The organism is Pseudomonas sp. X10 (assembly GCF_054889225.1).
Genome location: NZ_CM142677.1, coordinates 4,148,716 through 4,171,034 on the forward strand (window position 1 = coordinate 4,148,716; position 22,319 = coordinate 4,171,034).

General features: G+C 64.1%; 23 protein-coding genes. 20 read left to right on the forward strand and 3 right to left on the reverse strand.

The genetic code is table 11. From position 1 onward, the window contains the following. The first annotated feature begins 79 nt into the window (after positions 1–79). The 17 genes from ACYU03_RS18820 (at position 80) to ACYU03_RS18900 (ending at position 15,332) form a co-directional block, all read left to right on the forward strand. Positions 80–1,039, forward strand: a complete 960-nt coding sequence (locus tag ACYU03_RS18820) for an ABC transporter substrate-binding protein (protein ID WP_461891499.1) — start codon at positions 80–82, stop codon at positions 1,037–1,039. Positions 1,040–1,067: 28 nt separating this feature from the next. Further along, entirely contained in the window at positions 1,068–1,844 is a 777-nt protein-coding gene (locus ACYU03_RS18825; protein WP_461886138.1) for an ABC transporter permease, read from the forward strand. Continuing rightward, entirely contained in the window at positions 1,841–2,608 is a 768-nt protein-coding gene (locus ACYU03_RS18830; protein ID WP_461886139.1) for an SDR family oxidoreductase, read from the forward strand. Before ACYU03_RS18825 ends, ACYU03_RS18830 begins: the two co-directional genes overlap by 4 nt. A gap of 14 nt (positions 2,609–2,622) precedes the next feature. Next, positions 2,623–3,162, forward strand: coding sequence for a cupin domain-containing protein (locus ACYU03_RS18835; protein ID WP_461886140.1), 540 nt, complete (start codon positions 2,623–2,625; stop codon positions 3,160–3,162). 3 nt (positions 3,163–3,165) lie between these two features. Beyond that, positions 3,166–4,035, forward strand: a complete 870-nt coding sequence (locus ACYU03_RS18840; RefSeq protein WP_461886141.1) for an alpha/beta fold hydrolase — start codon at positions 3,166–3,168, stop codon at positions 4,033–4,035. Then, positions 4,032–4,859: an IclR family transcriptional regulator gene (locus tag ACYU03_RS18845; protein ID WP_461886142.1), complete on the forward strand. Its 828-nt coding sequence runs from the start codon at positions 4,032–4,034 to the stop codon at positions 4,857–4,859. The genes ACYU03_RS18840 and ACYU03_RS18845 overlap by 4 nt, the downstream gene beginning before the upstream one ends. A gap of 1 nt (position 4,860) precedes the next feature. Next, positions 4,861–5,658: an SDR family oxidoreductase gene (locus tag ACYU03_RS18850; RefSeq protein ID WP_461886143.1), complete on the forward strand. Its 798-nt coding sequence runs from the start codon at positions 4,861–4,863 to the stop codon at positions 5,656–5,658. After that, positions 5,651–7,333, forward strand: a complete 1,683-nt coding sequence (locus tag ACYU03_RS18855) for a thiamine pyrophosphate-binding protein (RefSeq protein ID WP_461886144.1) — start codon at positions 5,651–5,653, stop codon at positions 7,331–7,333. The genes ACYU03_RS18850 and ACYU03_RS18855 overlap by 8 nt, the downstream gene beginning before the upstream one ends. Positions 7,334–7,343: 10 nt before the next feature. Beyond that, positions 7,344–8,147 carry an aspartate dehydrogenase gene (locus ACYU03_RS18860; protein WP_461886145.1) on the forward strand — a complete coding sequence of 268 codons (804 nt, stop codon included), beginning with the start codon at positions 7,344–7,346 and terminating at the stop codon, positions 8,145–8,147. A 10-nt stretch (positions 8,148–8,157) separates the two neighbouring features. Continuing rightward, positions 8,158–9,648, forward strand: coding sequence for an aldehyde dehydrogenase (locus ACYU03_RS18865; protein ID WP_461886146.1), 1,491 nt, complete (start codon positions 8,158–8,160; stop codon positions 9,646–9,648). After that, a complete protein-coding gene (locus ACYU03_RS18870) occupies positions 9,645–10,622 on the forward strand; it encodes a VOC family protein (RefSeq protein WP_461886147.1) in 978 nt (325 codons plus the stop codon). Before ACYU03_RS18865 ends, ACYU03_RS18870 begins: the two co-directional genes overlap by 4 nt. After that, positions 10,619–10,936 carry a hypothetical protein gene (locus ACYU03_RS18875; protein ID WP_461886148.1) on the forward strand — a complete coding sequence of 106 codons (318 nt, stop codon included), beginning with the start codon at positions 10,619–10,621 and terminating at the stop codon, positions 10,934–10,936. Before ACYU03_RS18870 ends, ACYU03_RS18875 begins: the two co-directional genes overlap by 4 nt. A gap of 1 nt (position 10,937) precedes the next feature. Further along, positions 10,938–11,165: a recombinase-like helix-turn-helix domain-containing protein gene (locus ACYU03_RS18880; protein ID WP_461886149.1), complete on the forward strand. Its 228-nt coding sequence runs from the start codon at positions 10,938–10,940 to the stop codon at positions 11,163–11,165. A 20-nt stretch (positions 11,166–11,185) separates the two neighbouring features. Continuing rightward, a complete protein-coding gene (locus ACYU03_RS18885) occupies positions 11,186–12,220 on the forward strand; it encodes a Rieske 2Fe-2S domain-containing protein (protein WP_461886150.1) in 1,035 nt (344 codons plus the stop codon). Beyond that, positions 12,217–12,654: a RidA family protein gene (locus ACYU03_RS18890; RefSeq protein ID WP_461886151.1), complete on the forward strand. Its 438-nt coding sequence runs from the start codon at positions 12,217–12,219 to the stop codon at positions 12,652–12,654. Before ACYU03_RS18885 ends, ACYU03_RS18890 begins: the two co-directional genes overlap by 4 nt. 3 nt (positions 12,655–12,657) lie before the next feature. Continuing rightward, complete coding sequence (locus ACYU03_RS18895; RefSeq protein WP_461886152.1) at positions 12,658–13,617, forward strand: PDR/VanB family oxidoreductase; 960 nt, start codon at positions 12,658–12,660, stop codon at positions 13,615–13,617. A gap of 485 nt (positions 13,618–14,102) precedes the next feature. Further along, positions 14,103–15,332, forward strand: coding sequence for a hypothetical protein (locus tag ACYU03_RS18900; RefSeq protein ID WP_461886153.1), 1,230 nt, complete (start codon positions 14,103–14,105; stop codon positions 15,330–15,332). Positions 15,333–15,426: 94 nt separating this feature from the next. Here the strand turns inward: ACYU03_RS18900 and ACYU03_RS18905 are convergent, their stop codons facing one another. The 3 genes from ACYU03_RS18905 to cysK all read right to left on the reverse strand — a co-directional run bounded on the left by ACYU03_RS18905 (position 15,427) and on the right by cysK (position 18,841). Further along, a complete protein-coding gene (locus tag ACYU03_RS18905) occupies positions 15,427–16,308 on the reverse strand; it encodes a DMT family transporter (protein WP_461886154.1) in 882 nt (293 codons plus the stop codon). A gap of 408 nt (positions 16,309–16,716) precedes the next feature. Further along, positions 16,717–17,652 carry an aspartyl/asparaginyl beta-hydroxylase domain-containing protein gene (locus tag ACYU03_RS18910; RefSeq protein ID WP_461886155.1) on the reverse strand — a complete coding sequence of 312 codons (936 nt, stop codon included), beginning with the start codon at positions 17,650–17,652 and terminating at the stop codon, positions 16,717–16,719. Positions 17,653–17,866: 214 nt separating this feature from the next. After that, positions 17,867–18,841: a cysteine synthase A gene (cysK, locus tag ACYU03_RS18915; RefSeq protein WP_461886156.1), complete on the reverse strand. Its 975-nt coding sequence runs from the start codon at positions 18,839–18,841 to the stop codon at positions 17,867–17,869. 129 nt (positions 18,842–18,970) lie between these two features. Between cysK and ACYU03_RS18920 the strand changes: the two genes are divergently transcribed. The 3 genes from ACYU03_RS18920 to ACYU03_RS18930 all read left to right on the forward strand — a co-directional run bounded on the left by ACYU03_RS18920 (position 18,971) and on the right by ACYU03_RS18930 (position 22,312). Continuing rightward, positions 18,971–20,044, forward strand: coding sequence for a DUF748 domain-containing protein (locus tag ACYU03_RS18920; RefSeq protein ID WP_461886157.1), 1,074 nt, complete (start codon positions 18,971–18,973; stop codon positions 20,042–20,044). Between the two features lie 230 nt (positions 20,045–20,274). Then, a complete protein-coding gene (locus tag ACYU03_RS18925) occupies positions 20,275–21,120 on the forward strand; it encodes an AAA family ATPase (RefSeq protein ID WP_461886158.1) in 846 nt (281 codons plus the stop codon). A gap of 13 nt (positions 21,121–21,133) precedes the next feature. After that, positions 21,134–22,312, forward strand: a complete 1,179-nt coding sequence (locus tag ACYU03_RS18930; RefSeq protein ID WP_461886159.1) for a vWA domain-containing protein — start codon at positions 21,134–21,136, stop codon at positions 22,310–22,312. Positions 22,313–22,319 lie beyond the last annotated feature (7 nt).

A 22,319-nucleotide genomic window follows, 5' to 3' on the forward strand; every position in this document is an offset into this window, starting at 1 on the left:
AACGCCCACCGGCCCATCCACCGATTCAGGAGTAAGCATGTTCAAGTCATTCTTCAAGCACCTGGCTCACACCTCCTTGATGGCCGTCGGCCTGGGCCTGGCCCTGCAGGCCCAGGCCGCGCCGACCAAGGTCACCTACCTGCTGCCGGCGCCGCCCAGCTCACCGGCCTTCGCGCCGTGGATCATCGCCAAGGAAAAGGGCTACTACAGCGACCGTGACCTGGACATCACCTTCATCGCCGCCAAAGGCGGTGTCGATGTGGCCAAGCAGATCGGCGCCGGCAATGCCCTGGTCGGTGGCGCCATCGGCGATACCCCGATCATCGTTCGCGCCAACGGCATCCCGGTGCGCGCCGTGGCCGTGCTCGGTGCTGGCGGGGTCACCATGATCGCCACCAATGCCGGCGAGAACATCCACTCGGTGAGCCAGCTCAAGGGCAAGACCCTGACCGTGATGTCCTACTCCGACACCACCTACTACGCCCTGCTCGCTTCGCTGCGCAAGGCCGGCCTTGGCAAGGACGACGTAGACATCCAGGCCGCCGGCCCTTCCGGCGTCTGGCAGCTGTTCTCGGCGAACAAGTCCCAGGCCATGGCCGCCGTGCCGGACTGGGTGGTCAACGCCGAAGAAGCCGGCCTCAAGCTCGAACTGATCCCGCGCGAGCAAATCTTCGAAAGCATGGCCCAGGCCATCCTCGCCTCCGATGACGCCATCGCCCAGCACCCCGAGATCGTCCGCGGCGTGGTCCAGGCCACCCTGCAAGGCATGCAGGACATCATCCAGGACCCGAAAGCCGCCGCCGCCACCTTTGCCCGCGCCGTACCGGCCTATGCCGGCAAGGAAGCATCGCTGGAGAAGACCCTGCGCCTCTACGTGCAGCACGTCTACGCCAACCAGCCCGTGCTCGGCCGCATAGACCCCGCGCGACTGGACGCCGTGCGCAAGTTCTATGTCAACGAAGGCATCGTGCCCCGGGAGCCGAAGCTCGACGAGCTCTACAGCAACCAGTTCATCGAAACCAGCACCGCGGCCAAATGACGGTCACTGCAACCAAGGTAATCGCCTGATGAGAAACCTCAACACTTCCGTGCTCGGCAGCGTCGCCCTGCTGATCCTCTTTCTGCTGCTCTGGCAGTGGGGTCCCGGGCTGCTCGGCATGCCCGAGTTCGTCATGCCGCAACTGAGCCGCGTGGCCCAGGAAAGCCTGCTGATGTGGCAGTCCGGCAACCTGCTGCAACACACCCTGATCACGGCCTTCGAGATCATCGTCGGCTTCGGCCTGGGCGCCCTGCTGGGTGTGGCCATCGGCGTGTCGCTGGGCCTCTCGCCGTCGGCCGAGGCCATGCTCTCGCCGTACATCCTGGCGCTGCAGATCGCGCCCAAGGTGGCCTTCGCCCCGCTGTTCGTCATGTGGCTGGGCTACACCATCTATCCGAAGATCCTCATCGCCATCCTGATCGTGTTCTTCCCGGTGATGATCAACGTGCTCTCGGCCATCCGCACGGTCGACCCAGACATGATCAACCTGGTGCGCACCATGAACGCCAGCCGCTGGCAGATCTTCCGCCTGGTGGAGTTCCCATCGGCCATGGCCGCGCTGTTCTCCGGGCTGCGCATCGCCTCGACCCTGGCGGTGATCGGAGTGACCGTCGGCGAGCTGGTCGGTGGCAACCAAGGCCTGGGCTTCCTGCTGGTGGACGCTGAAGGCCAGGGCAACACCGCCGGGGTGTTCGTCGCCATCGTCATGCTCACCCTGATCGGCGTGCTCGCCTACGGCGCGGTGGTCTGGGCCGAGAAGCGCGTCCTGCATTACCTCCCCAAAGCCATGCTGAGTACCCAATGATGACTTCCTTCAAGAACCTGCTCGAAGGCCGTCGCGTACTGGTCACCGGCGGCGCCAGGGGCTTGGGCTATGCCTTCGCCCAAGCCATCGCCCAAGCCGGTGCGCGCGTGGTGATCGCCGACATCCTCGCCGGCCGCGTGCAACAGGCCGCCTGCGACCTGTCTGCCCAGGGCCTGGATGTCAGCGGCGTGACCCTGGACCTGGCCAGCCCCGAATCCATCGACGCCTGCGTGGAGCGCACGATCAAGCGCCTGGGCGGCCTCGACGGGCTGGTCAACAACGCCTCGATCACCAACTCCGGCGGCAAGACCTGCGAAGAGCTGGACATCGAGACCTGGGACCAGGTCATGCAAGTCAATGTCCGCGGCACCTGGCTGATGACCCGTGCCACCCTGCCGGCCCTGCGCGCCAGCGGCCACGGGGCGGTGGTCAACCTGGCCTCCGACACCCCGCTGTGGGGCGCGCCGAACCTGTTGGCCTACGTCGCCAGCAAGGGCGCGATCATCGCCATGACCCGCAGCCTGGCCCGGGAACTGGGCAACGACAACATCACCGTCAATGCCATCGCCCCCGGCCTGGTGCTGGTCGAGGCCACTGCCTACGTGCCCGAGGCCCGTCACCGCCTGTACACCGAACAACGGGCCATCCAGCGCCCACAACTGCCCGACGACGTCAGTGGCGCCGTGCTATTCGCCCTGTCCGACCTGTCGCGCTTCATCACTGGACAAACCCTGCCGGTCAACGGCGGGTTCGTCATGCCCTGAGCAAGGAGAAGACCATGACCGATCTTTCCGTACAACAAGACGCCCCCAAATCCTGGGACCAACCGGACGGGACCGACCTGGCCAGCTGGATGCAGACACGCATCGCCCGCTATGAAACCCGTCGCTACGACTGGGACGCGCTGAAGTTCCAGGCCGACTACGACCCCAAATTCCGCCGTGCGCAAATGCGCTACGTCGGCACCGGCGGCACCGGTGTCAGCAGCGACATGAACACCATTCCCTCGGAGCATTTCACCTTCTCCACCATGGTCATCCCGGCCGGCCACGAAGGCCCGCCCCACCTGCACACTGACGTCGAAGAAGTGTTCTTCGTCCTGCGCGGCAAGCTCAAGGTGATCATCGAAAAAGATGGCGAGCGCTTCGAGACCGTGCTCACCGACCGCGACCTGATTTCCGTACCACCAGGCGTGTATCGCGAAGAGATCAACATCGGTGACGAAGATGCCCTGATGTGCGTGATGCTCGGTGCGAAAAAGCCGGTGACCCCAACCTATCCGCCAGCCCACCCGCTGGCCTCGATCAAGCGCGGATAAGCCATGAGCCCGGTCACCGACACGCTTCTCGCGCCCCTGCGACAGCACCTCGAACGGCACTTCGCCGAGCGCCTGCTGCGCCTGGGCGATGGCCTGCAAGGCGTGCGCGAAGCGGGCAGCGGAGCAGCCATCGTGTTGCTGCACGGCATCGGCTCCGGCGCCGCGTCATGGCTGCAGGTGGCCATGGCGTTGAGCGCCCAGGCACGGGTCATCGCCTGGGACGCCCCCGGTTACGGCCAGTCCGCGCCACTGCCGATGGCCGTGCCAAAGGCAGGCGACTACGCCCAGCGCCTGGGGCAACTGCTCGACGCCCTGGACATCGAGCGCTGCGTGCTGGTTGGCCATTCCCTGGGCGCGCTGACCGCAGCGGCTTTCGCCCAGGCCCAGCCCCAGCGGGTCAGCCGCCTGGTGCTGCTCAGCCCAGCGCGCGGCTACGGCGCGCCGGAACAGGCCGAGCAAGGCCGGGCGGTGCGCAGCAAACGCCTACATACGCTGGAGCAGTTGGGCATCGCGCAAATGGCCCGCGAGCGCAGCGCCCACATGCTCTCGGCCTCGGCCAGCGCGACGGCCCAAGCTTGGGTGCAATGGAACATGGCGCGTCTGCTGCCACAAGGCTACCGCCAGGCCGTCGAGTTGCTGTGCGGCGACCACCTGCTGCGCTACCGCGCCCAGGCGGTGCCCTGCGAAGTGCATTGCGGCAGCGCTGACGGCATTACCCGGCCCGAAGACTGCCAGGCCGTAGCCAGCGCCTTCGCGGCTCCGTTCACCCTGATTGCCGGTGCCGGCCATGCCTGCGCCATCGAACAACCCGATGCGGTGACCGGGCGCCTGGCCCTGGCACTGGACGCTTCCCTCACAGGTACTGTGTTATGAACGATACGGATTCGTTGAAAGAAAACCAGGACAAGTACATCGTCCCCGGCCTGGAACGCGGCCTGCTGCTGTTGTGCGAATTCAGCCGGCAGAACCGCACCCTGACCGCCCCGGAACTGGCCCGGCGCCTGGAACTGCCCCGCTCGACCATCTTCCGCCTGCTGACGACCCTGGAAACCATGGGCTTCGTCACCCGCAGTGGCAATGAGTACCGCCTCGGCATGTCGGTGCTGCGCCTGGGCTTCGAATACCTGGCATCACTGGAGCTGACCGAGCTGGGCCAACCGCTGCTGGCGCGCCTGTGCGACCGCCTGAACTACCCGAGCAATCTGGTGGTGCGCGATGGCCGCTCGATCGTCTACGTGGCCAAGGTCTCGCCGCCCTCGGTGTTCTCTAGCGCGGTCACCGTCGGTACCCGTCTGCCTGCCCACGCCACAGTGCTCGGCCGCATCCTCCTGGAGGACCTGAGCCTGGCCGAACTGCGCGAGCTGTACCCAGAGGAACACCTGGAGCAGTACTCGCTCTGCACGCCGAAAACCGTGCTGGAGCTGTTCGACCTGGTTCAGGCCGACCGCCTGCGCGGCTATGTCAGCGGCGAGGGCTTCTTCGAATCGACCATCTCCACCGTCGCCGCCCCCGTGCGCGACGCCAGCGGCCGAGTGGTCGCCGCCCTGGGGGTGACTATCCCCACGGTGCAGATAGGCCACGTCAACTTCGACAACCTGCTCGGCCAGGTCCGCGGCAGCGCCGACGAGTTGTCCAGGCTGCTCAACTACACGCCCCACAGCGGCCACGGCCGTGTCACTGCGTTGATGAGGGACTGAGATGAACCTCTACCAACTGCATGACAGCACCGCCATCGTCACTGGCGGCTCCTCCGGCATCGGCTATGCCTGCGTCGAGCTGTTGCTCGAAGCCGGGGCTCGAGTGGCCTTCTGCGGACGTGACGCAGAGCGCCTGCGCAATGCCGAGGCCCGCCTGCGCGAACGCTTCCCCGAGGCCCGCCTGCTGGCCCAGGTGTGCGACGTGCTCGACGCAGAATCAGTGCAAGCCTTTGCCGCTGCCAGCCTGGCCGCGCTTGGACCGGCCCGGGTACTGGTCAACAACGCCGGCCAAGGCCGGGTCTCGACCTTCGCCGACACCAGCGATGAGGCCTGGAGCGAAGAGCTGCACCTGAAGTTCTTCTCGGTGATCCACCCGGTGCGCGCCTTCATGGCGCAACTGCAAAGCCAGGCTGGTGCCGCCATCGTCTGCGTCAACTCGCTGCTGGCCAGCCAGCCGGAGCCGCACATGGTCGCCACCTCGGCTGCCCGAGCGGGCCTGAAGAATCTGGTGCGCTCTATGGCCAGCGAATTCGCCGAACACGGCATCCGGGTCAACGGCATCCTCATCGGCCTGGTCGAGTCCGGGCAATGGCGCCGGCGCTTCGAGGCCCGTGAAGAACGCGAGCTGGACTGGGCGCAATGGACCGCCCGCCTGGCTCAACGCAAACACATTCCCCTGGGCCGCCTGGGCCTGCCCAAAGAGGCAGCCCAAGCGATCCTGTTCCTGGCTTCGCCCCTGTCGGCCTACACCACTGGCAGCCATATCGATGTATCCGGAGGCCTGTCCCGCCATGCGTAATGAAAACACTGTCACCGTCGGCGCCGTCATCACTGCGTTTCTCGAACAATGCGAGGTCAAGGCCGCGTTCGGCGTAATCTCGATCCACAACATGCCGATCCTCGATGCCTTCGCCGTGCGCGGCAACATCCGCTTCGTCATGGCCCGCGGCGAAGCCGGCGCCACCAACATGGCCGACGCCTATGCTCGCACCACCGGTGGCCTGGGCGTGTGCCTGACCTCCACCGGTACCGCCGCCGGCAATGCCGCCGGGGCCATGGTCGAGGCGCTGACCGCCGGCACGCCGTTGCTGCACATCACCGGGCAGATCGAGACCCCGTACCTCGATCAGGAGCTGGCCTATATCCACGAGGCCCGCGACCAACTGACCATGCTCAAGGCCGTATCCAAGGCCGCGTTCCGCGTGCGCAGCGTGGAGACCGCGCTGAGCACCCTGAAGCTGGCCGTGCAGACCGCCCTGACCGCCCCCACCGGCCCGGTCAGCGTGGAAATCCCGATCGACATCCAGTCCACCTTCATCCCCATGCCCACCGACCTCTCGCCACTGCCGGTGCCGGTCGCGGTACCCTCGCCCGAAGCCCTGGACCTGGTCGCCGAGCGCCTGGCCGGAGCCACCCGCCCGTTGCTCTGGCTCGGTGGCGGCGCCCGCCATGCCGGCCCACAGGTCAAGCGCCTGCTGGACATGGGCGTCGGCGTGATCACCTCGACCCAAGGCCGTGGCGTGGTCAACGAAGACGATGAACGCTGCCTGGGCGCCTTCTCGCAGAACAAGCTGGTCGAAGGTTTCATGCAGACCTGCGACGCACTGGTGGTGGCCGGTTCGCGCCTGCGCAGCAACGAGACCTTCAAGTACGCCCTGAAGCTGCCGCGCACCACCCTGCGTATCGACGCCAACCCGGCCATCGAAGGCCGCAGTTACCCCAGCGACCTGTTCATCTGCGGCGACTCGGCGCTGGCCCTCGACGGCCTGGCCGACCGCCTGCAAGGCCGCCTGCGCATCGACCCGAACTTCCTGCCCGAGCTCAAGGCCGTGCGTGAACAGTCCCGTGCGCAACTGGTCGCCGACCTCGGCCCGTACTCGGCCATGGTCGAGCAGTTGCAGGCCCTGACTGGGCGCAACTTCTCCTGGGTGCGCGACGTAACCCTGTCCAACAGCATCTGGGGCAACCGCCTGCTCAACCTCTATCACCCACGAGCCGGCGTGCACGCCCTCGGCGGGGGGATCGGCCAGGGCTTGGCGATGGGCATCGGCGCGGCGGTGGCGGCAGCGGAAACCGCGCCGGAACGCAAGGTCTTCGCCCTGGCCGGTGACGGCGGCTTCATCCTCAACCTGGGCGAGCTGGCGACCCTGGTCCAGGAAAAAGCCAATGTGGTGATCCTGCTGATGAACGACCAGCGCTATGGCGTGATCCGCAATATCCAGGACGCTATCTACGGCGCCCGCCACGCCTATGTCGAACTGCACACCCCCGACTACGCCAAGCTCGCCGAATCCCTCGGCCTGCGCCATGGCTTGGTCAGCGACCTGAAGGACTTCGGTCCGGTACTCGACAGCGCCCTCGGCGACAGCGGCCCTTTCCTGCTGGAAGTGGACATGCTCAGTGTCGGCAGCTTCGCCACCCAGTTCGCCGGCCCGCCCAACAGCGAGACCAAGGCCCAAAAGGCCACGGCCTGAGGAACACGCCATGTTGCATATCACCATGATCGGCTGCGGCGCCATCGGCGTCGGCGTGCTCGAGCTGCTGGAGAAAGACCCGCAGTTGTGCGTCGACGCGGTCATCGCCTCGGCCGGCTCCGAAGACTTGGTACGCCAGCGCCTGGCCAGTTTCGGCCAGCCGCCGCAAGTGCTCACCGCCCTGCCCGCCGACGCCCGTCCCGACCTGCTGGTCGAGTGCGCCGGGCACAAGGCCATCGAGGAGCATGTGTTGCCTGCGCTGGAGCGCGGCATCGCCTGCCTGATCGTCTCGGTGGGGGCGCTGTCGGAGGTCGGCTTGGTCGAGCGTCTGGAAGCGGCAGCAGCCCGTGGCAACACGCGGATCGAGCTGCTGCCCGGCGCCATTGGTGGCATCGATGCGCTGTCGGCGGCCAAGGTCGGCGGCCTGGACTCGGTGGACTACACCGGCCGCAAGCCGGCGCGGGCCTGGAAGAACACCCCGGCCGAGCAGGTCTGCGACCTGGACAGCATCACCGAAGCCACGGTGATCTTCGAAGGCAGCGCCCGGGAAGCGGCGCACCTGTATCCGAAGAACGCCAATGTCGCCGCCACGCTGTCGCTGGCTGGCCTGGGCCTGGACCGCACCCGCGTGACGCTGGTCGCCGACCCGCTGAGCGAAGAAAACGTACACCACTTCGAAGCCCGTGGCGCCTTCGGCGGCTTCGAGATGAGCCTGCGCGGCAAGCCGCTGCAGGCCAACCCGAAGACCTCTGCTCTGACCGTCTACAGCGTGGTCCGGGCCCTGGGCAACCACGCCCATGCCATTTCCATCTAGGGGAACGTCGATGACTCTGGAACAGACTTTACCTATCTGCATCGCCGGCACCTGGCGCCTGGGGGGCGGCGAACGCTACGCCACTCGCTATCCGGCCACCGGCGAGCCAGTGGCCTGGCTCAACGCGGCCAGCCTCGACGACGTCGAAGAAGCCGTGCAAGGCGCCCATCAAGCCTTCCTCAACAGTGGCTGGGCCCAGCGCAAGCCCCACGAACGCGCCGCCGTGCTGTACCGCATCGCCGAGCTGATCCGCCAGCGCGGCGAGGAACTGGCACAGTTACAGCGCCAGGACAACGGCAAGCCGATCAACGAAACCCGTGCTCTGGTGGCCAGCGCCGCCGGCACCTTCCAGTTCTTCGCCGCCGCCTGCGAAACCCTGGAGGAAACCATCACCCCGTCGCGCGGCGACTTCGTCAGCATGAGCGTGTACGAGCCCATGGGCGTGGTCGCGGCGATCACCCCCTGGAACTCGCCGATCGCCAGCGAGGCGCAAAAAGTCGCCCCGGCCCTGGCCGCCGGCAACGCCGTGGTGATCAAACCGGCGGAAATCACCCCACTGCTGGCCCTGCAACTGGCGCAGATCTGCGAAGACGCAGGCTTGCCCAAGGGCTTGGTCAGCGTGCTGCCGGGCAAGGGCTCGATACTCGGCGATGCCTTGACCCAGCACCCGCTGATCAAGCGTGTGTCGTTCACCGGCGGCACTCGCACCGGCAAGCACATCGCCCATATCGCCGCCGACAAGATGATGCCGGTATCGCTGGAACTGGGCGGCAAGTCGCCGACCATCGTCCTCGATGACGCCGACCTCGATCACGCCGTGGCCGGGGTGCTGTATGGCATCTTCAGCTCGTCGGGCGAAGCCTGCATTGCAGGGTCCCGGTTGTTTGTCGCCCGCGCCCTGTATGAGCCATTCATGCAGCGCCTAGTGGCCGGCGCGGCACGTTTGCGCCTGGGAGACCCAGCTGACGAATCAACGCAGATGGGCCCGCTGATCAGCGCCGCGCACCGCGAGTCGGTGGAACGCTACGTGGCCCTGGGCCTGGCCGAAGGCGGCCGCCTGCTGCTCGGCGGCCAGCGGCCAACCGGCGGCCTCTACGACCAAGGCTACTTCTACCCGCCGACCATCCTCGAAGGCCTGAACAACAACCAGCAGACCTGCCAGGAAGAAATCTTCGGCCCGGTGCTGGTGGCCATGCCCTTCGACAGCGAGGCCGAGCTGATCGAGCAGGCCAACGACAGCCTCTACGCCCTCGCCGCAGGCATCTGGAGCCGTGACTACAAGCGTGCCTGGGCCCTGGGCCGCAAGATCCAGGCGGGCACGGTGTGGATCAACACCTACAAGCAGTTCTCCATCTCGACCCCCTTCGGCGGCTGGCGTGACAGCGGCCTGGGCCGGGAAAAAGGCCGGCTCGGCATCCTGCAGTACATGGAACAGAAGAGCCTCTACTGGGGCATGAACGAACAACCGCTGGCCTGGGCCGGCGTGGAGGCAAGGCCATGAGCGTATTGGGCATCGACGAAGTCACCTATGGCGTGGAAGACCTGGAGACCTGCGTGCGCTTCTTCGCCGACTGGGGCCTGACCAAGGTCAGCGAGCAAGCCGATGAAGTGATCTTCGAAACCCTCAATGGTTGCCGGGTAGTGCTCGCCCACCTGGACAAGCCCGGCCTGCCCCCGGCCATCGAGGCCGGCTCGACCGTGCGCGAAGTGGTCTGGGGCGTGGCGAACGAAGCGGACCTGGCGCTGTATAGCCAGCGCATCGCCAATGACCCAGGCTTTGTCGAAGGCAACGGCCGCGTCGGCTGCACCGACCCCAACGGCCTGGCGATCCGCCTGCAGGTCACCCGCAAGCGCGAGCTGGACATCGAGTGCAGCGGTCACAACACCTGGCAGGTCAAGGGCCGGATCAACAAGCCAGCGCCGGTCTACGAGCGCGCCACGCCCATCGAAGTCGGCCACGTGGTGTTCTTCGTCAAGGACGTCAATACCTGCGAAGCCTTCTACCACGAGCGCTTCGGCTTCCAGGCTTCGGACCGCTACCCCAACCGCGGCGCTTTCCTGCGCACGGCCGAGGAAGGCGGCCACCACGACCTGTTCATGCTGCAACTGCCGGCACCGCGCGCCGGGCTCAACCATGTGGCCTTCACTGTGCGCGACCTGCACGAAGTGTTCGGCGGCGGCATGCACATCTCCCGCTGCGGCTGGGCCACCGAGATCGGTCCAGGCCGTCACCCAGTGTCGTCGGCCTTCTTCTGGTACTTCAAGAACCCGGCCGGGGCCCTGGTCGAGTACTACGCCGACGAAGACCAACTGACCGGCGACTGGCAACCCCGAGAGTTCGAACCCGGCCCGACGGTGTTCGCCGAATGGGCGATCGCCGGCGGTATCGATGGCAACACCCGGCGCCAGCAGCATGCCGATGCGCCGCAAGGCAAGTTCCTTACTGACAAGCCCAAGGAGCCGGCCAAGCCATGAGCGAATCGATGCTGCTGACCGTCGTGCTGCGTCACGACCAGTCGAAGAACCTGGAGGAAATCCAGGGCCACATGAAAAAGATGGGCTGGTGGGACAGCTTCCCGCCCGAGGGTGTCGAGGTGCTGTCCTGGACCGTGGCCATGGGCCTGGGCCAGATCGTCACCCTGCGCCTGCCACCCAGCCTGTTGAGCAAGGTCAATGTGGAGCTGGAGCGCGCCGCCTGGGGCGTATTCCGCACCGAATGCTATCCGACGTACGACTTTGTCCCGGTCCGCGAAATGATCCGCGAACGGGTTCGCAATGGAGGTCAATGACATGAGCAACACCGAGCGTTACCTGGAGCCCCATCAGGCCCGCAAGCGGCCCAACACCCCGTTCGAAGAGTTGCTCGGCGACTCCATCGAACGCGCCTACGGCAACGGCGTGACCGAGTTGGGCGACCTGCTCGCGCACCTGAACCTGGCCGGTCCGCCCTGCCCGCTGACCACCGGCGAGTGGACCGAAGACGCCTATAAAACCCTGATGGCTCGGCTGGGCGAATGACCCACCGGAGGTAGAACAAAATGAACATGCACGTAACCGTCGATCCTGTTGAACAACACCTGGCCAATGGCCTGAAAGACCTCTGGTTCCCGGTCCTGCCGTCGGAACTGTTGGGCGAAAAGCCCGTCTCGATCCGCCGCCTGGGCTACAAGATCGCCCTGTGGCGCGACAACGACGGCAGTGTCCACGCCCTCGAAGACCACTGCCCGCACCGTGGCGCGCCGCTGTCCCAGGGCCCGGTGCTCGGTGACCGCCTGCAATGCCCGTATCACGGCGTCGAAGTGCGCTGTGACGGTACCGTCACCAAGGTGCCCGGCAGCCCCGGCTGCAAGCTCGAAGGCAGCCGCCCGACGCGGATGTTCCATACCCGCGAGGCAGCGGGTGCGATCTTCCTGTTCAACGCCACTGACCCGCACCTGGAGACCCCGCCCGAGCTGGTGCTGCCCGAGCAACTGACCTCGCCCGAGTGGAGCAGCTTCCTCTGCTACACCGAGTGGAAAGGCGACTACCGCTATGTGCTGGACAACGTCATGGACCCTATGCACGGCACCTACCTGCATAAGATGTCCCACTCCATGAGCGAGGGCGAAGCCACCGCCAAGTTCGTCACCCGTGATACCGACCAGGGCTTCGTCTTCGAGAAGGAAGGCCAGCGCGGGGTCAACTTCGACTGGACCGAATTCCTCGACAACGGCTGCCACTGGCTGCGTCTGGAAATCCCCTACCCGAAGACCGGCGGCCCCGGTGGCAACTTCACTATCATCGGCAGCTACACCCCCAGCAACCGCGCCCTGTCCGCCGTCTTCCACTGGCGCGCACGGCCGCTGACCGGCTGGCAGCGCGACACCTGGCGCTTCCTCTACAAGAACCGCCTGGAAGCCCGCCACTGGGCCGTGCTGGAACAGGACCGGGTACTGCTGGAGTTCATGGAGTTCGATGCCAACCAGCGCGAGAACCTCTACCAGCATGACCTGGGCGTGGTGCGCCTGCGCCGCTACCTCAAGGGCAAGGCCAAGGAGCAACTGGCCCTGATCGAAGCGAAGCAACTGCCATGAATCTGGCCGTGCAACGCATCCAGGCCCCGGGCTTGAGCGAGCTGGCCACGGCCAGCTGGTCCAATGCCCTGCTGATCGGCAACGAGGTGGTGATGTCCGGCATGACCGGGCATCCCGCCACCCGTCAGGCCGCCGAAACCGGCACACCGCTGGACGCCTACGCCCAGACTCTGCTGGTGCTGGAAAAAGCCAAGGCGCTGGTGGAGGCGGCTGGCGGGCATATCGGCAACCTTTACCGGTTGACGGTGTACGTCACCCAGATCGCCGACAAGGAGGCCGTTGGCCGCGCCCGCCGCGACTTCTTCGAAGGTTTTGCCTGCTACCCCACATCCACCCTCGTCGAAGTGAGCGCCTTGGTGTTCCCTGAACTGCTGGTGGAAATCGAAGCCAGCGCCCGGCTCGACATTGACTTGCGCACTGCGCCATCGAGGTGACCGATGTCCAACTCCTCTACCCTCACCGCGCTGGTACACACCCTGCGCCACGAAGCCGAAGGCATCCTCAGCGTCGAACTGCGCCCCTGGGGCGACACCGTGTTCCCGCCGTTCGAAGCCGGCTCGCATATCGACCTGCACCTGCCCAACGGCCTGGTGCGCAGCTACTCGCTGCTCAACTCGCCGAGCGACAAGGGCCGCTATGTGGTCGGCATCCTGCGTGACCGCAACAGCCGCGGCGGCTCGAAGTTCGTCCATGACCAGTTGCGCGTCGGCACCCAACTGAGCATCTCGCGGCCGCGCAACAACTTCCCCCTCGACCCGCACGCCAGCCATAGCGTGCTGGTGGCCGGTGGCATCGGTATCACGCCGATCTACTGCATGTTCCGCCAACTGCTGGCCCTGGGGAAATCCGCCGAACTAGTCTATTGCGCCCGCTCGCGCAAGGAAGCGGCGCTACTGGAAGAGCTCAGCGGCCTGGATGCGAAGGTGGTCTACCACTTCAACGACGAGAAAGGCACAGTGCCGAACCTGGCCAGCTACCTGGCCGGCCAGCCGGGCGACACGCACTTCTACTGCTGTGGCCCGACGCCAATGCTCGACGCCTTCGAAAGCACCTGCGAAAGCCTCGGCTACCCGCATGCACATATCGAACGCTTCACCGCCGCCGAGCTGCCGCCGTCGGAAGACGCTCAGGACAGCTACAGCGTCGAACTGAAGAAATCCGGCAAGACCCTCGCCGTGGAACCTGGGCTGAACCTGCTCGATGTGTTGCTCGAAGCTGGTTGCGATGTCGAATACAGCTGCCGCGAAGGCGTCTGCGGTTCCTGTGAAACCCGTGTGCTGGAGGGTGACATCGACCACCGCGACGGCGTGTTGACCAAAGCCGAACGGGCGGCGAATACCTCCATGATGGTTTGTGTATCGGGTTGCAAGAGCCGGCGCCTGGTGCTCGACCTTTAATCGGATTTTGCTCACGCGCATGATTGGCCGACCTGATAGGGTCGGCTTTTTTTATGAGCGGTGCAGGTATGTCTTAGAACCGCCCATGACAATCCCCACAGTTTATTTGAAGAGCCTGCTATTTATTTATCGATAAAACAATCAATGCATCACAATGACCCACTGCGCCCCCTGGATGCACAACACTGAAACAGGCTTGTTACTTTCATACCACCTCGTTCCAGATATGGCACAGAGCGCCGTGTTTCAGATATAAATAATTGTTTTATATAGACTTTATTCGATACTTCCGCCCCCACCAATACTGGCACAGTTTCTGCTCTTACTTGTTCGAGTTCATACTTCAAACAGCGTATCACCTATAAAACAATAAAAACCCAACCTTTCCAGTTGTCGACGACATGCCCAGTTTCCGCTTAACGCCTATTTCAAGGCGCAGGACACGTATTGCCGTCGGAAGCTGCTCAACCTTGCGGGGCATTGATATGAAAAAGTATGTGATAAGCCTGGGCCTGATCATCAGCAGTTGTGCCAGTTTCGCTTCCGAACCCGGCCCCGCAGCGCCGGACCAGCCGCCAACGGTGAAAAAGCCATTCCCGCACATTGCCTGGCGCAGCGACGATGGCGAAAGCTCGCTGGATATCGGTGGCGCCCTGCGGGTGAATTACCGGGACGAACATTGGGACACCACCGAGAACAACGGACGCTTCCTGTTCGACACATTCCGCCTGGATGTCCAGGCCACTCACAAGCAACTGTTCAGCGACGTCGGCTACTGGTTCCAGGATGACGGCAAGCGCTCCATCGACCGTGGCTATATCGGCTACCGCTTCAATGCCAACTCCAACCTGCAATTGGGCGCGCCGTTCAAGCCGTTCGGCCTGGAGCCCTATCCACAGTTTGGCTGGAGTTATCACATTCCATTCTTCATGGGCTACGGCGTCAGTGCCGGCACAGGCCTCAAGTACAGCTACAAGGACAAGGACTGGGATCTACAACTGGGCTACTTCCCGCGCATGCTGCCCAGCAGCATCCGTTACTCGCCAGAAGTGGGCCGCTATGCCGATCTCGACGACAATGCCGTGCCCTTCATCCATTCACGCCAGGACAACGAGAAACGCAACCAGGTCAATGCCCGTCTCGCCCGGACCTTCACCGGCGACGGTTGGAAAACCGAAATCGGCGCTTCATTGGCGGCAGCCGAGCTCTACAACGCCACCACCCACGATGACGGCGATTACTGGGCCGGCGGTGTGCATGCGATCGTCAATGCTGGCCCCTGGACGGTGACCGGCCAGGCGATCCGCTATGAATACGACCCGAAGAACCCAGACGGCGTCAGCGATGACTCGGTGCTGATGGGTGGCAACGGCTTGACCCCGGCCTACCTGATCGCCTCCAAGGCGACCATAGGCTCGCTCAACGTCGGTTACGACATCTTCACCCCCAGCCTTGGCCAGCTGAAAAAGGTCAAGCTGTACACCGACTACAGCCGGATGATGAAAGACAAGAGTGGCTGGGACGACTCGCAAATGTTCACCGTCGGCGCGCAATTCCTCGCCATGCCGATCATGGCCTGGATCGACCTGACCTGGGCGAAGAACGCCAACCCTTTCGGCGGCGCGGAGAACGGCACCGGCTGGACCGACACCAACTCCATCGGCAGCAACGACTGGTACTACCGGACCAACATCAACATCGGCTACTACTTCTGAAGCGCCAACGGACGAGGCAAGGAAGGTAGGGGGGCCGCTACGGCCCCACAGTCGCCGAGCTTGCCCCAGGATCGAGGCAAGCCCGGCCGACCTCCTATGCTCGCGCAGCACGCAACGCCGGCTTGCGGAACACGAACAGCAAACCGACGACGATCAGCCCCATCCCCAGCAGGCTCAGCGGCGCCAGACGGTTACCGAAAATTAGGTAATCCATCACCGCCGTCACCGCCGGCACCAGGTAGAACAGGCTAGTGACATTGACCAGGTTGCCCCGGGCGATCAGCCGGTACAGCAATAAGGTCGCCAGCAACGACACCACCAGCCCCATCCACAGCACCGAGCCGATGAAACTGCCGGTCAGCTCCACATGCAGCGCCTGGAACGGCGCGAACACCACGCACATCGCCAACCCCGCGATGTACTGCAGCGGCAGCGTGCCCATTGGATTGTCGGTGATGCGTTTCTGCATGATCGAACCGAAGGTCATGCTGACCAGCGCCAGCAAGGCGAACAGCATCCCGGCCAGAGACACGCCGCCCAGGTTGATGCCCTGGTAAACCACCATGATCAACCCGCTCAAGCCCAGCCCCAGGCCGAACAACCGGCTCCAGGAACGCTGGCGTTCCATCAGCACCACGGTGAGGATGGGCTGTACGCCCATGACCGTGGCCATGACGCCAGGGGTAACATGGGTGTTCAGCGCCAGCAGGTAGAAGATCTGGTAGGCGCCAAGCAGCACGGCCCCCGTGGCCAGGGCCTGCAGCACTGCACCACGCGTACGCGGCCAACGCAGGCCAAGCAAAGGGCCAATCAGCAACAGACCACCTAGGGCCAGGGTCGCGCGCAGCAGGAGAAAGGCAAAGGGACTGGCATGGGCCAAGCCCAGCTTGGAGACGATCGCCCCGCTGCTCCACAGCAGGACGAACAGGCTGGTCGTAGCCGCCGAGGCCACGGATTCTTTCGATAAAACAGACATGAATTGCCACCTGTATTCGGGCAAATGAGCCGAACGGAGGGTCTATCGAGGGATAGCCGACCGGGTTCAGTAGTGTGCAGGTGTGAAGGGACGCAGCCGTTGGCCGCTCAGCCCAGCACTACCACGCAGGGAGGCGCTACAACGCTCCCTACCACGCCACTGACAGGTGGTGGGTAATGACTGATCATGGCCGGCTGCTGACTCCCACGCACGACCACTACCGCGTCGGGCGCGGTGGCGTATGTAGGAATGATCGGGGAAGCTGGCATGAACAGGTCTTCGATGAGGTGAATGGATCCGACTATAGCGTCGGATCCATCGCGACACAAGGCCGCCCCACAGGTACAACAGTGTTCTGGAGATTAACGCAACCGTTGTAGGAACAGCCCCGGGGAGCCCAGGGCGGTGTCAGAACAACCAACGGTACAGCAGATACGCCACCACCACCGCCAGCACCGGCCGCAACACACGGTAGGCCTTGGGGTTGGCGCGTTTGAATTGCTTCACCCGGCCGCTGATCTTGTTGCTGAAACGCTTGCTCCAGGCATAGGCCTGGTTGATCCCGCCGACGCGCTCTTCGTCGGTGTTCTGTGGCGCGGTGGCACGGCCGAGGAAGGCGCTGACCTTGCGGTTGATGCGGGTCATCAGCGGGCTGCTGAGGGGGCGCTCGACGTCGCAGAAAAGGATCACACGGGTGACGTCGGTCTCGTTCTTGACCCAGTGCACGTAGGTCTCATCGAACATCACGTCTTCGCCGTCACGCCAAGCGTAGACCTGGCCGTCGACGTAGATGCGGCAGTCGTCGGAGTTGGGCGTGGACAGGCCAAGGTGGTAGCGCAAGGAACCTGCGAATGGATCGCGGTGCGGGTTGAGGTGGCTACCGCCGGGCAACAGGGCGAACATCGCGCCCTTGACGTTGGGAATGCGGCTGACCAGTTCGACGGTCTTCGGGCACAGCACTTCGGCCGATGGCAGCGGCTTGTCGTACCACTTGAGGTAGAAGCGCTTCCAGCCTTTCTTGAAGAACGAGCCGAAACCGGCGTCGTTGTCCTTTTCGGCGGCGCGGATATAGCCCTCGTCGAACAGGTGCATGGCCTCTTCGCGGATCACTTCCCAGTTGTCCTTGAGCACGTCCAGTTCAGGGAAACGGCTGCGGTCCAGGTAGGGCTTGGACGGCACGCCGGAGAACAAATACATCAGGCTGTTATAAGGGGCGAACAGCGCCGAATGGTTGACGAACTGACGCAGCACGGGCAAGCGCGCCTTGCCGCGCAGGTGCACGAACAGGACGCTGCCGAAGAACAACAGCAGGACTCCCGCCTTGGCGACAAAGGAAACGGTCATGCAACACTCCTTGGATGAGGATCAGGCCATCGCTGCCTGCCTGCGTACAAAATCAGCCAGACATGATAAACCGATCCAGCCCCGGTAAAAACAACCGGGGCTGGACAGCAGTGTTGAGGATTGTGCAACAAAGCGCGGCGCCAGGTATTGCGCCGGATCAGCGGCAGCGCAGAAAACTACAGTCTGCAGCCTGCGTTTTCTTGCAGCTTGCCGCTTACTGCTGGTTTTCCTGTTCGGTGAACAGGTCAGCGAAGAGCATGCTCGAGAGGTAGCGCTCGCCGGAGTCGGGCAGGATGACGACGATGGTCTTGCCCTGCATCTCCGGCTTCTCGGCCAGGCGCACCGCCGCCGCCATCGCCGCGCCACAAGAGATGCCGCAGAGGATGCCCTCCTCCTGCATCAGGCGCAGGGCCATGACCTTGGACTCTTCATCGCTGACCGTCTCGACTTGGTCAACCAAGGACAGGTCGAGGTTCTTCGGCACGAAACCGGCGCCGATACCCTGGATCTTGTGCGGGCTCGGCTTGAGCTCCTCGCCGGCCAGGGTCTGGCTGATCAGCGGCGAGGCCACAGGCTCGACCGCCACCGACAGGATCGACTTGCCCTGGATCTGCTTGATATAGCGCGACACACCGGTGATGGTACCGCCAGTGCCGACGCCCGCCACCAGCACGTCCACCGCGCCGTCGGTGTCGTTCCATATCTCGGGGCCGGTGGTCTTCTCATGGATCGCCGGGTTGGCCGGATTGTCGAACTGGCCTGGCATATAGTATTGCGCCGGGTCGCTGGCGACGATCTCGCCAGCCTTCTCGATCGCGCCCTTCATACCCTTGGCCGGGTCGGTCAGCACCAATTCGGCGCCTAGGGCCTTGAGTACCTTGCGCCGCTCCAAGCTCATGGACGCCGGCATGGTCAGCATCAGCTTGTAGCCCCGGGCCGCGGCGACGAAGGCCAGGCCGATGCCGGTGTTGCCCGAGGTCGGCTCGACGATGGTCATGCCCGGTTTGAGCTTGCCGCTGCCTTCAGCGTCCCAGATCATGCTCGCGCCGATCCGGCACTTGACCGAATAGCCCGGGTTGCGCCCTTCGATCTTGGCCAGGATGGTCACGCCGCGGGGAGCGAGGCGGTTGATCTGCACCAGCGGCGTATTGCCGATGGAGTGCGCGTTGTCAGCGTAGATACGGCTCATGGCAGGGTCCTTAATTAACACCGTGCGGAAAACTTCAAGGGTAAGCCTGGCATAGAGGGCCGTCTACCCTGGTCGAACTCCTTACAGCTGCCGGCGGTCAACCGGACAACGCACACCCGAGAGCTGCCGATGAAACGACGCTACCGCTGGCCAGCCGTAGGCCTGGCGGGCCTCCTGGTCCTGCTGCTGACCCTGCACCTGGCCTTGCCTACGCTGGTCCGCGACTACCTCAACGACAAGCTGGCCGACATGGGTGACTACCGGGGCCAGATCACCGATGTCGACCTGGCCTGGTGGCGCGGCGCCTACCAGATCAACGGCCTGGAGATCGTCAAGACTACCGGCAAGGTGCCGGTGTCCTTCCTCCAGGCGCCGTTGATCGACCTGTCGGTCAGCTGGCATGCCCTGTGGTACGACCATGCCGTGGTCGCCGAGGTGGCTTTCGTCCGGCCCGAGCTGAACTTCGTCGACGGCGGCAATCAACAGGCTTCGCAAACTGGCCGGGGCACCGACTGGCACCAGCAGCTTGAAAAACTACTGCCTATCACCCTGAACGAAGTACGCATCGAGGACGGCACCCTGACCTTCCGCAACTTCACCTCCAAGCCGCCCGTCGACCTCAAGGCCACTGACCTGGCCGCCAACATCCGCAACCTGACCACCGTCAAGGACCTGGAGGGCCGCCGCGATGCCAGTTTCGAGGGCACGGCGCGCCTGCTCGGCGATGCCCGCGTAGAAAGCCGTGCCACGTTCGACCCGTTCAGCGATTTCGAGGACTTCGAGTTCCGCCTGCGGGCCACTGGCATCCAGTTGCGCCGGCTCAACGACTTCGCCAGTGCCTACGGCAAGTTCGATTTCAATGCTGGCCACGGTGACGTGGTGATCGAGGCCCAGGCGGAAAAGGCTCAACTGACCGGCTACATCAAGCCCTTGCTGCGCGATGTCGATGTGTTCAACTGGCAGCAGGACGTCAAGGACGAGGACAAGGGCTTTTTCCGCTCCATCTGGGAAGCCGTGGTCGGGGGCAGCGAAACGCTGCTCAAGAATCAGCGCAAGAACCAGTTCGCCACTCGCGTGGAGCTCAGTGGCAGCGTGCACCAGCAAGACATCAGCGCCTTCGAGGCGTTCCTGCAGATCCTGCGCAACGGGTTCGTCCAGGCGTTCAGCGCACGTTATGAGCAAGCACCACCCGATTCCGACTGAGGCGGGTGTGACGGACCATTCAGGGACTGAATACCCGGTCCGCGTTTCCAGCTGCCCAGCCCCGCGTTATAGTCGCGAGTAAATATAAACATGTGTCGTCTGGGCCGGCCTCTTCGCGGGCAAGCCCGCTCCTACAGGTACAGCGCCACCATGAGGTTTGCGCCGTATCTGTAGGAGCGGGCTTGCCCGCGAAAGGGCCGGCACTGACTCTCCACACAGAGGATCGGTTCATGAAGTTCGAAGGCACCCGCGACTACGTCGCCACAGATGATCTGAAACTGGCGGTCAACGCGGCGATCACCCTGGAGCGGCCCTTGCTGGTCAAGGGCGAGCCGGGCACCGGCAAGACCATGCTGGCCGAACAACTGGCCGAGTCCTTCGGCGCCAGGCTGATCACCTGGCATATCAAGTCCACCACCAAGGCCCACCAGGGCCTCTACGAATACGATGCGGTCAGCCGCCTGCGCGACTCGCAGCTGGGCGTGGACAAGGTCCACGATGTGCGCAATTACCTGAAGAAGGGCAAGCTCTGGGAGGCCTTCGAGGCCGAGGAGCGGGTGATCCTGCTGATCGACGAGATCGACAAGGCGGACATCGAGTTCCCCAACGACCTGTTGCAGGAACTGGACAAGATGGAGTTCTACGTCTACGAGATCGACGAAACCATCAAGGCCAAACAGCGCCCGATCATCATCATCACCTCGAACAACGAGAAGGAACTGCCCGACGCCTTCCTGCGCCGCTGCTTCTTCCACTACATCGCCTTCCCGGACCGCGAGACGCTGCAGAAGATCGTCGACGTACACTACCCGAACATCAAGCAGTCACTGGTCAGCGAAGCGCTGGACGTGTTCTTCGACGTGCGCAAGGTGCCAGGCCTGAAGAAAAAGCCCTCCACCTCCGAACTGGTCGACTGGCTCAAACTGCTGATGGCCGACAACATCGGCGAAGCCGTGCTGCGCGAGCGCGATCCGACCAAGGCCATCCCGCCGCTGGCCGGGGCTCTGGTGAAAAACGAGCAGGACGTGCAACTGCTCGAGCGCCTGGCCTTCATGAGCCGGCGCGGCAACCGCTGACGGGGGCCGGGCCATGTTGCTCAACCTGTTCAATGAAATGCGCGCGGCCAAGGTGCCGGTGTCGGTGCGCGAACTGCTCGATCTGCTCAACGCTTTGCAGCAGCGGGTCATCTTCGCCGACATGGACGAGTTCTACTATTTGGCGCGGGCGATCCTGGTCAAGGATGAGCGGCATTTCGACAAGTTCGATCGGGCCTTCTCCGCCTACTTCAAGGGCCTGGAGAACCTCGACCAGCACCTCGAGGCGCTGATTCCCGAAGACTGGCTGCGCAAGGAGTTCGAGCGCTCGCTGAGCGACGAGGAACGCGCGCAGATCCAGTCCCTCGGTGGGCTGGACAAACTGATCGAGGAATTCAAGAAGCGCCTGGAAGAACAAAAAGGCCGCCACGCCGGGGGCAACAAGTGGATCGGCACCGGCGGCACCAGCCCGTTCGGTTCCGGCGGCTTCAACCCCGAGGGTATCCGCGTCGGCGAGGCCGGCAAGCGCCAGGGCAAGGCGGTCAAGGTCTGGGACCAGCGCGAGTACAAGAACCTCGACGACCAAGTCGAACTGGGCACGCGCAACATCAAGCTGGCCCTGCGCCGGCTGCGCAAGTTCGCCCGCCAGGGTGCGGCCGAGGAGCTGGACATCGACGGCACTATCGACCACACCGCCCGTGATGCCGGCCTGCTGAACATCCAGATGCGCCCGGAGCGGCGCAACAGCGTCAAGTTGCTGCTGCTGTTCGACATCGGCGGCTCCATGGACGCCCACGTCAAGGTCTGCGAAGAGTTGTTCTCGGCCTGCAAGACCGAGTTCAAGCACCTGGAGTACTACTACTTCCACAACTTCATCTACGAATCGGTGTGGAAGAACAACCTGCGCCGCACCTCCGAGCGCTTTTCGACCTTCGACCTGCTACACAAGTATGGCGACGACTACAAGGTGGTGTTCGTCGGCGACGCGGCCATGGCGCCCTACGAGATCACCCAGCCCGGCGGCAGCGTCGAACACTGGAACGAAGAAGCCGGGTATGTGTGGATGCAGCGCTTCATGGAGAAGTTCAAAAAGCTCATCTGGATCAACCCGTATCCCAAGCAAACCTGGGACTACACGGCCTCGACCCACATCGTTCGCGAGCTGGTCGAGGAGCGGATGTATCCGCTGACGTTGCAGGGGTTGGAGGACGGGATGAAGTTCCTGTCCAAATAACCAGGAG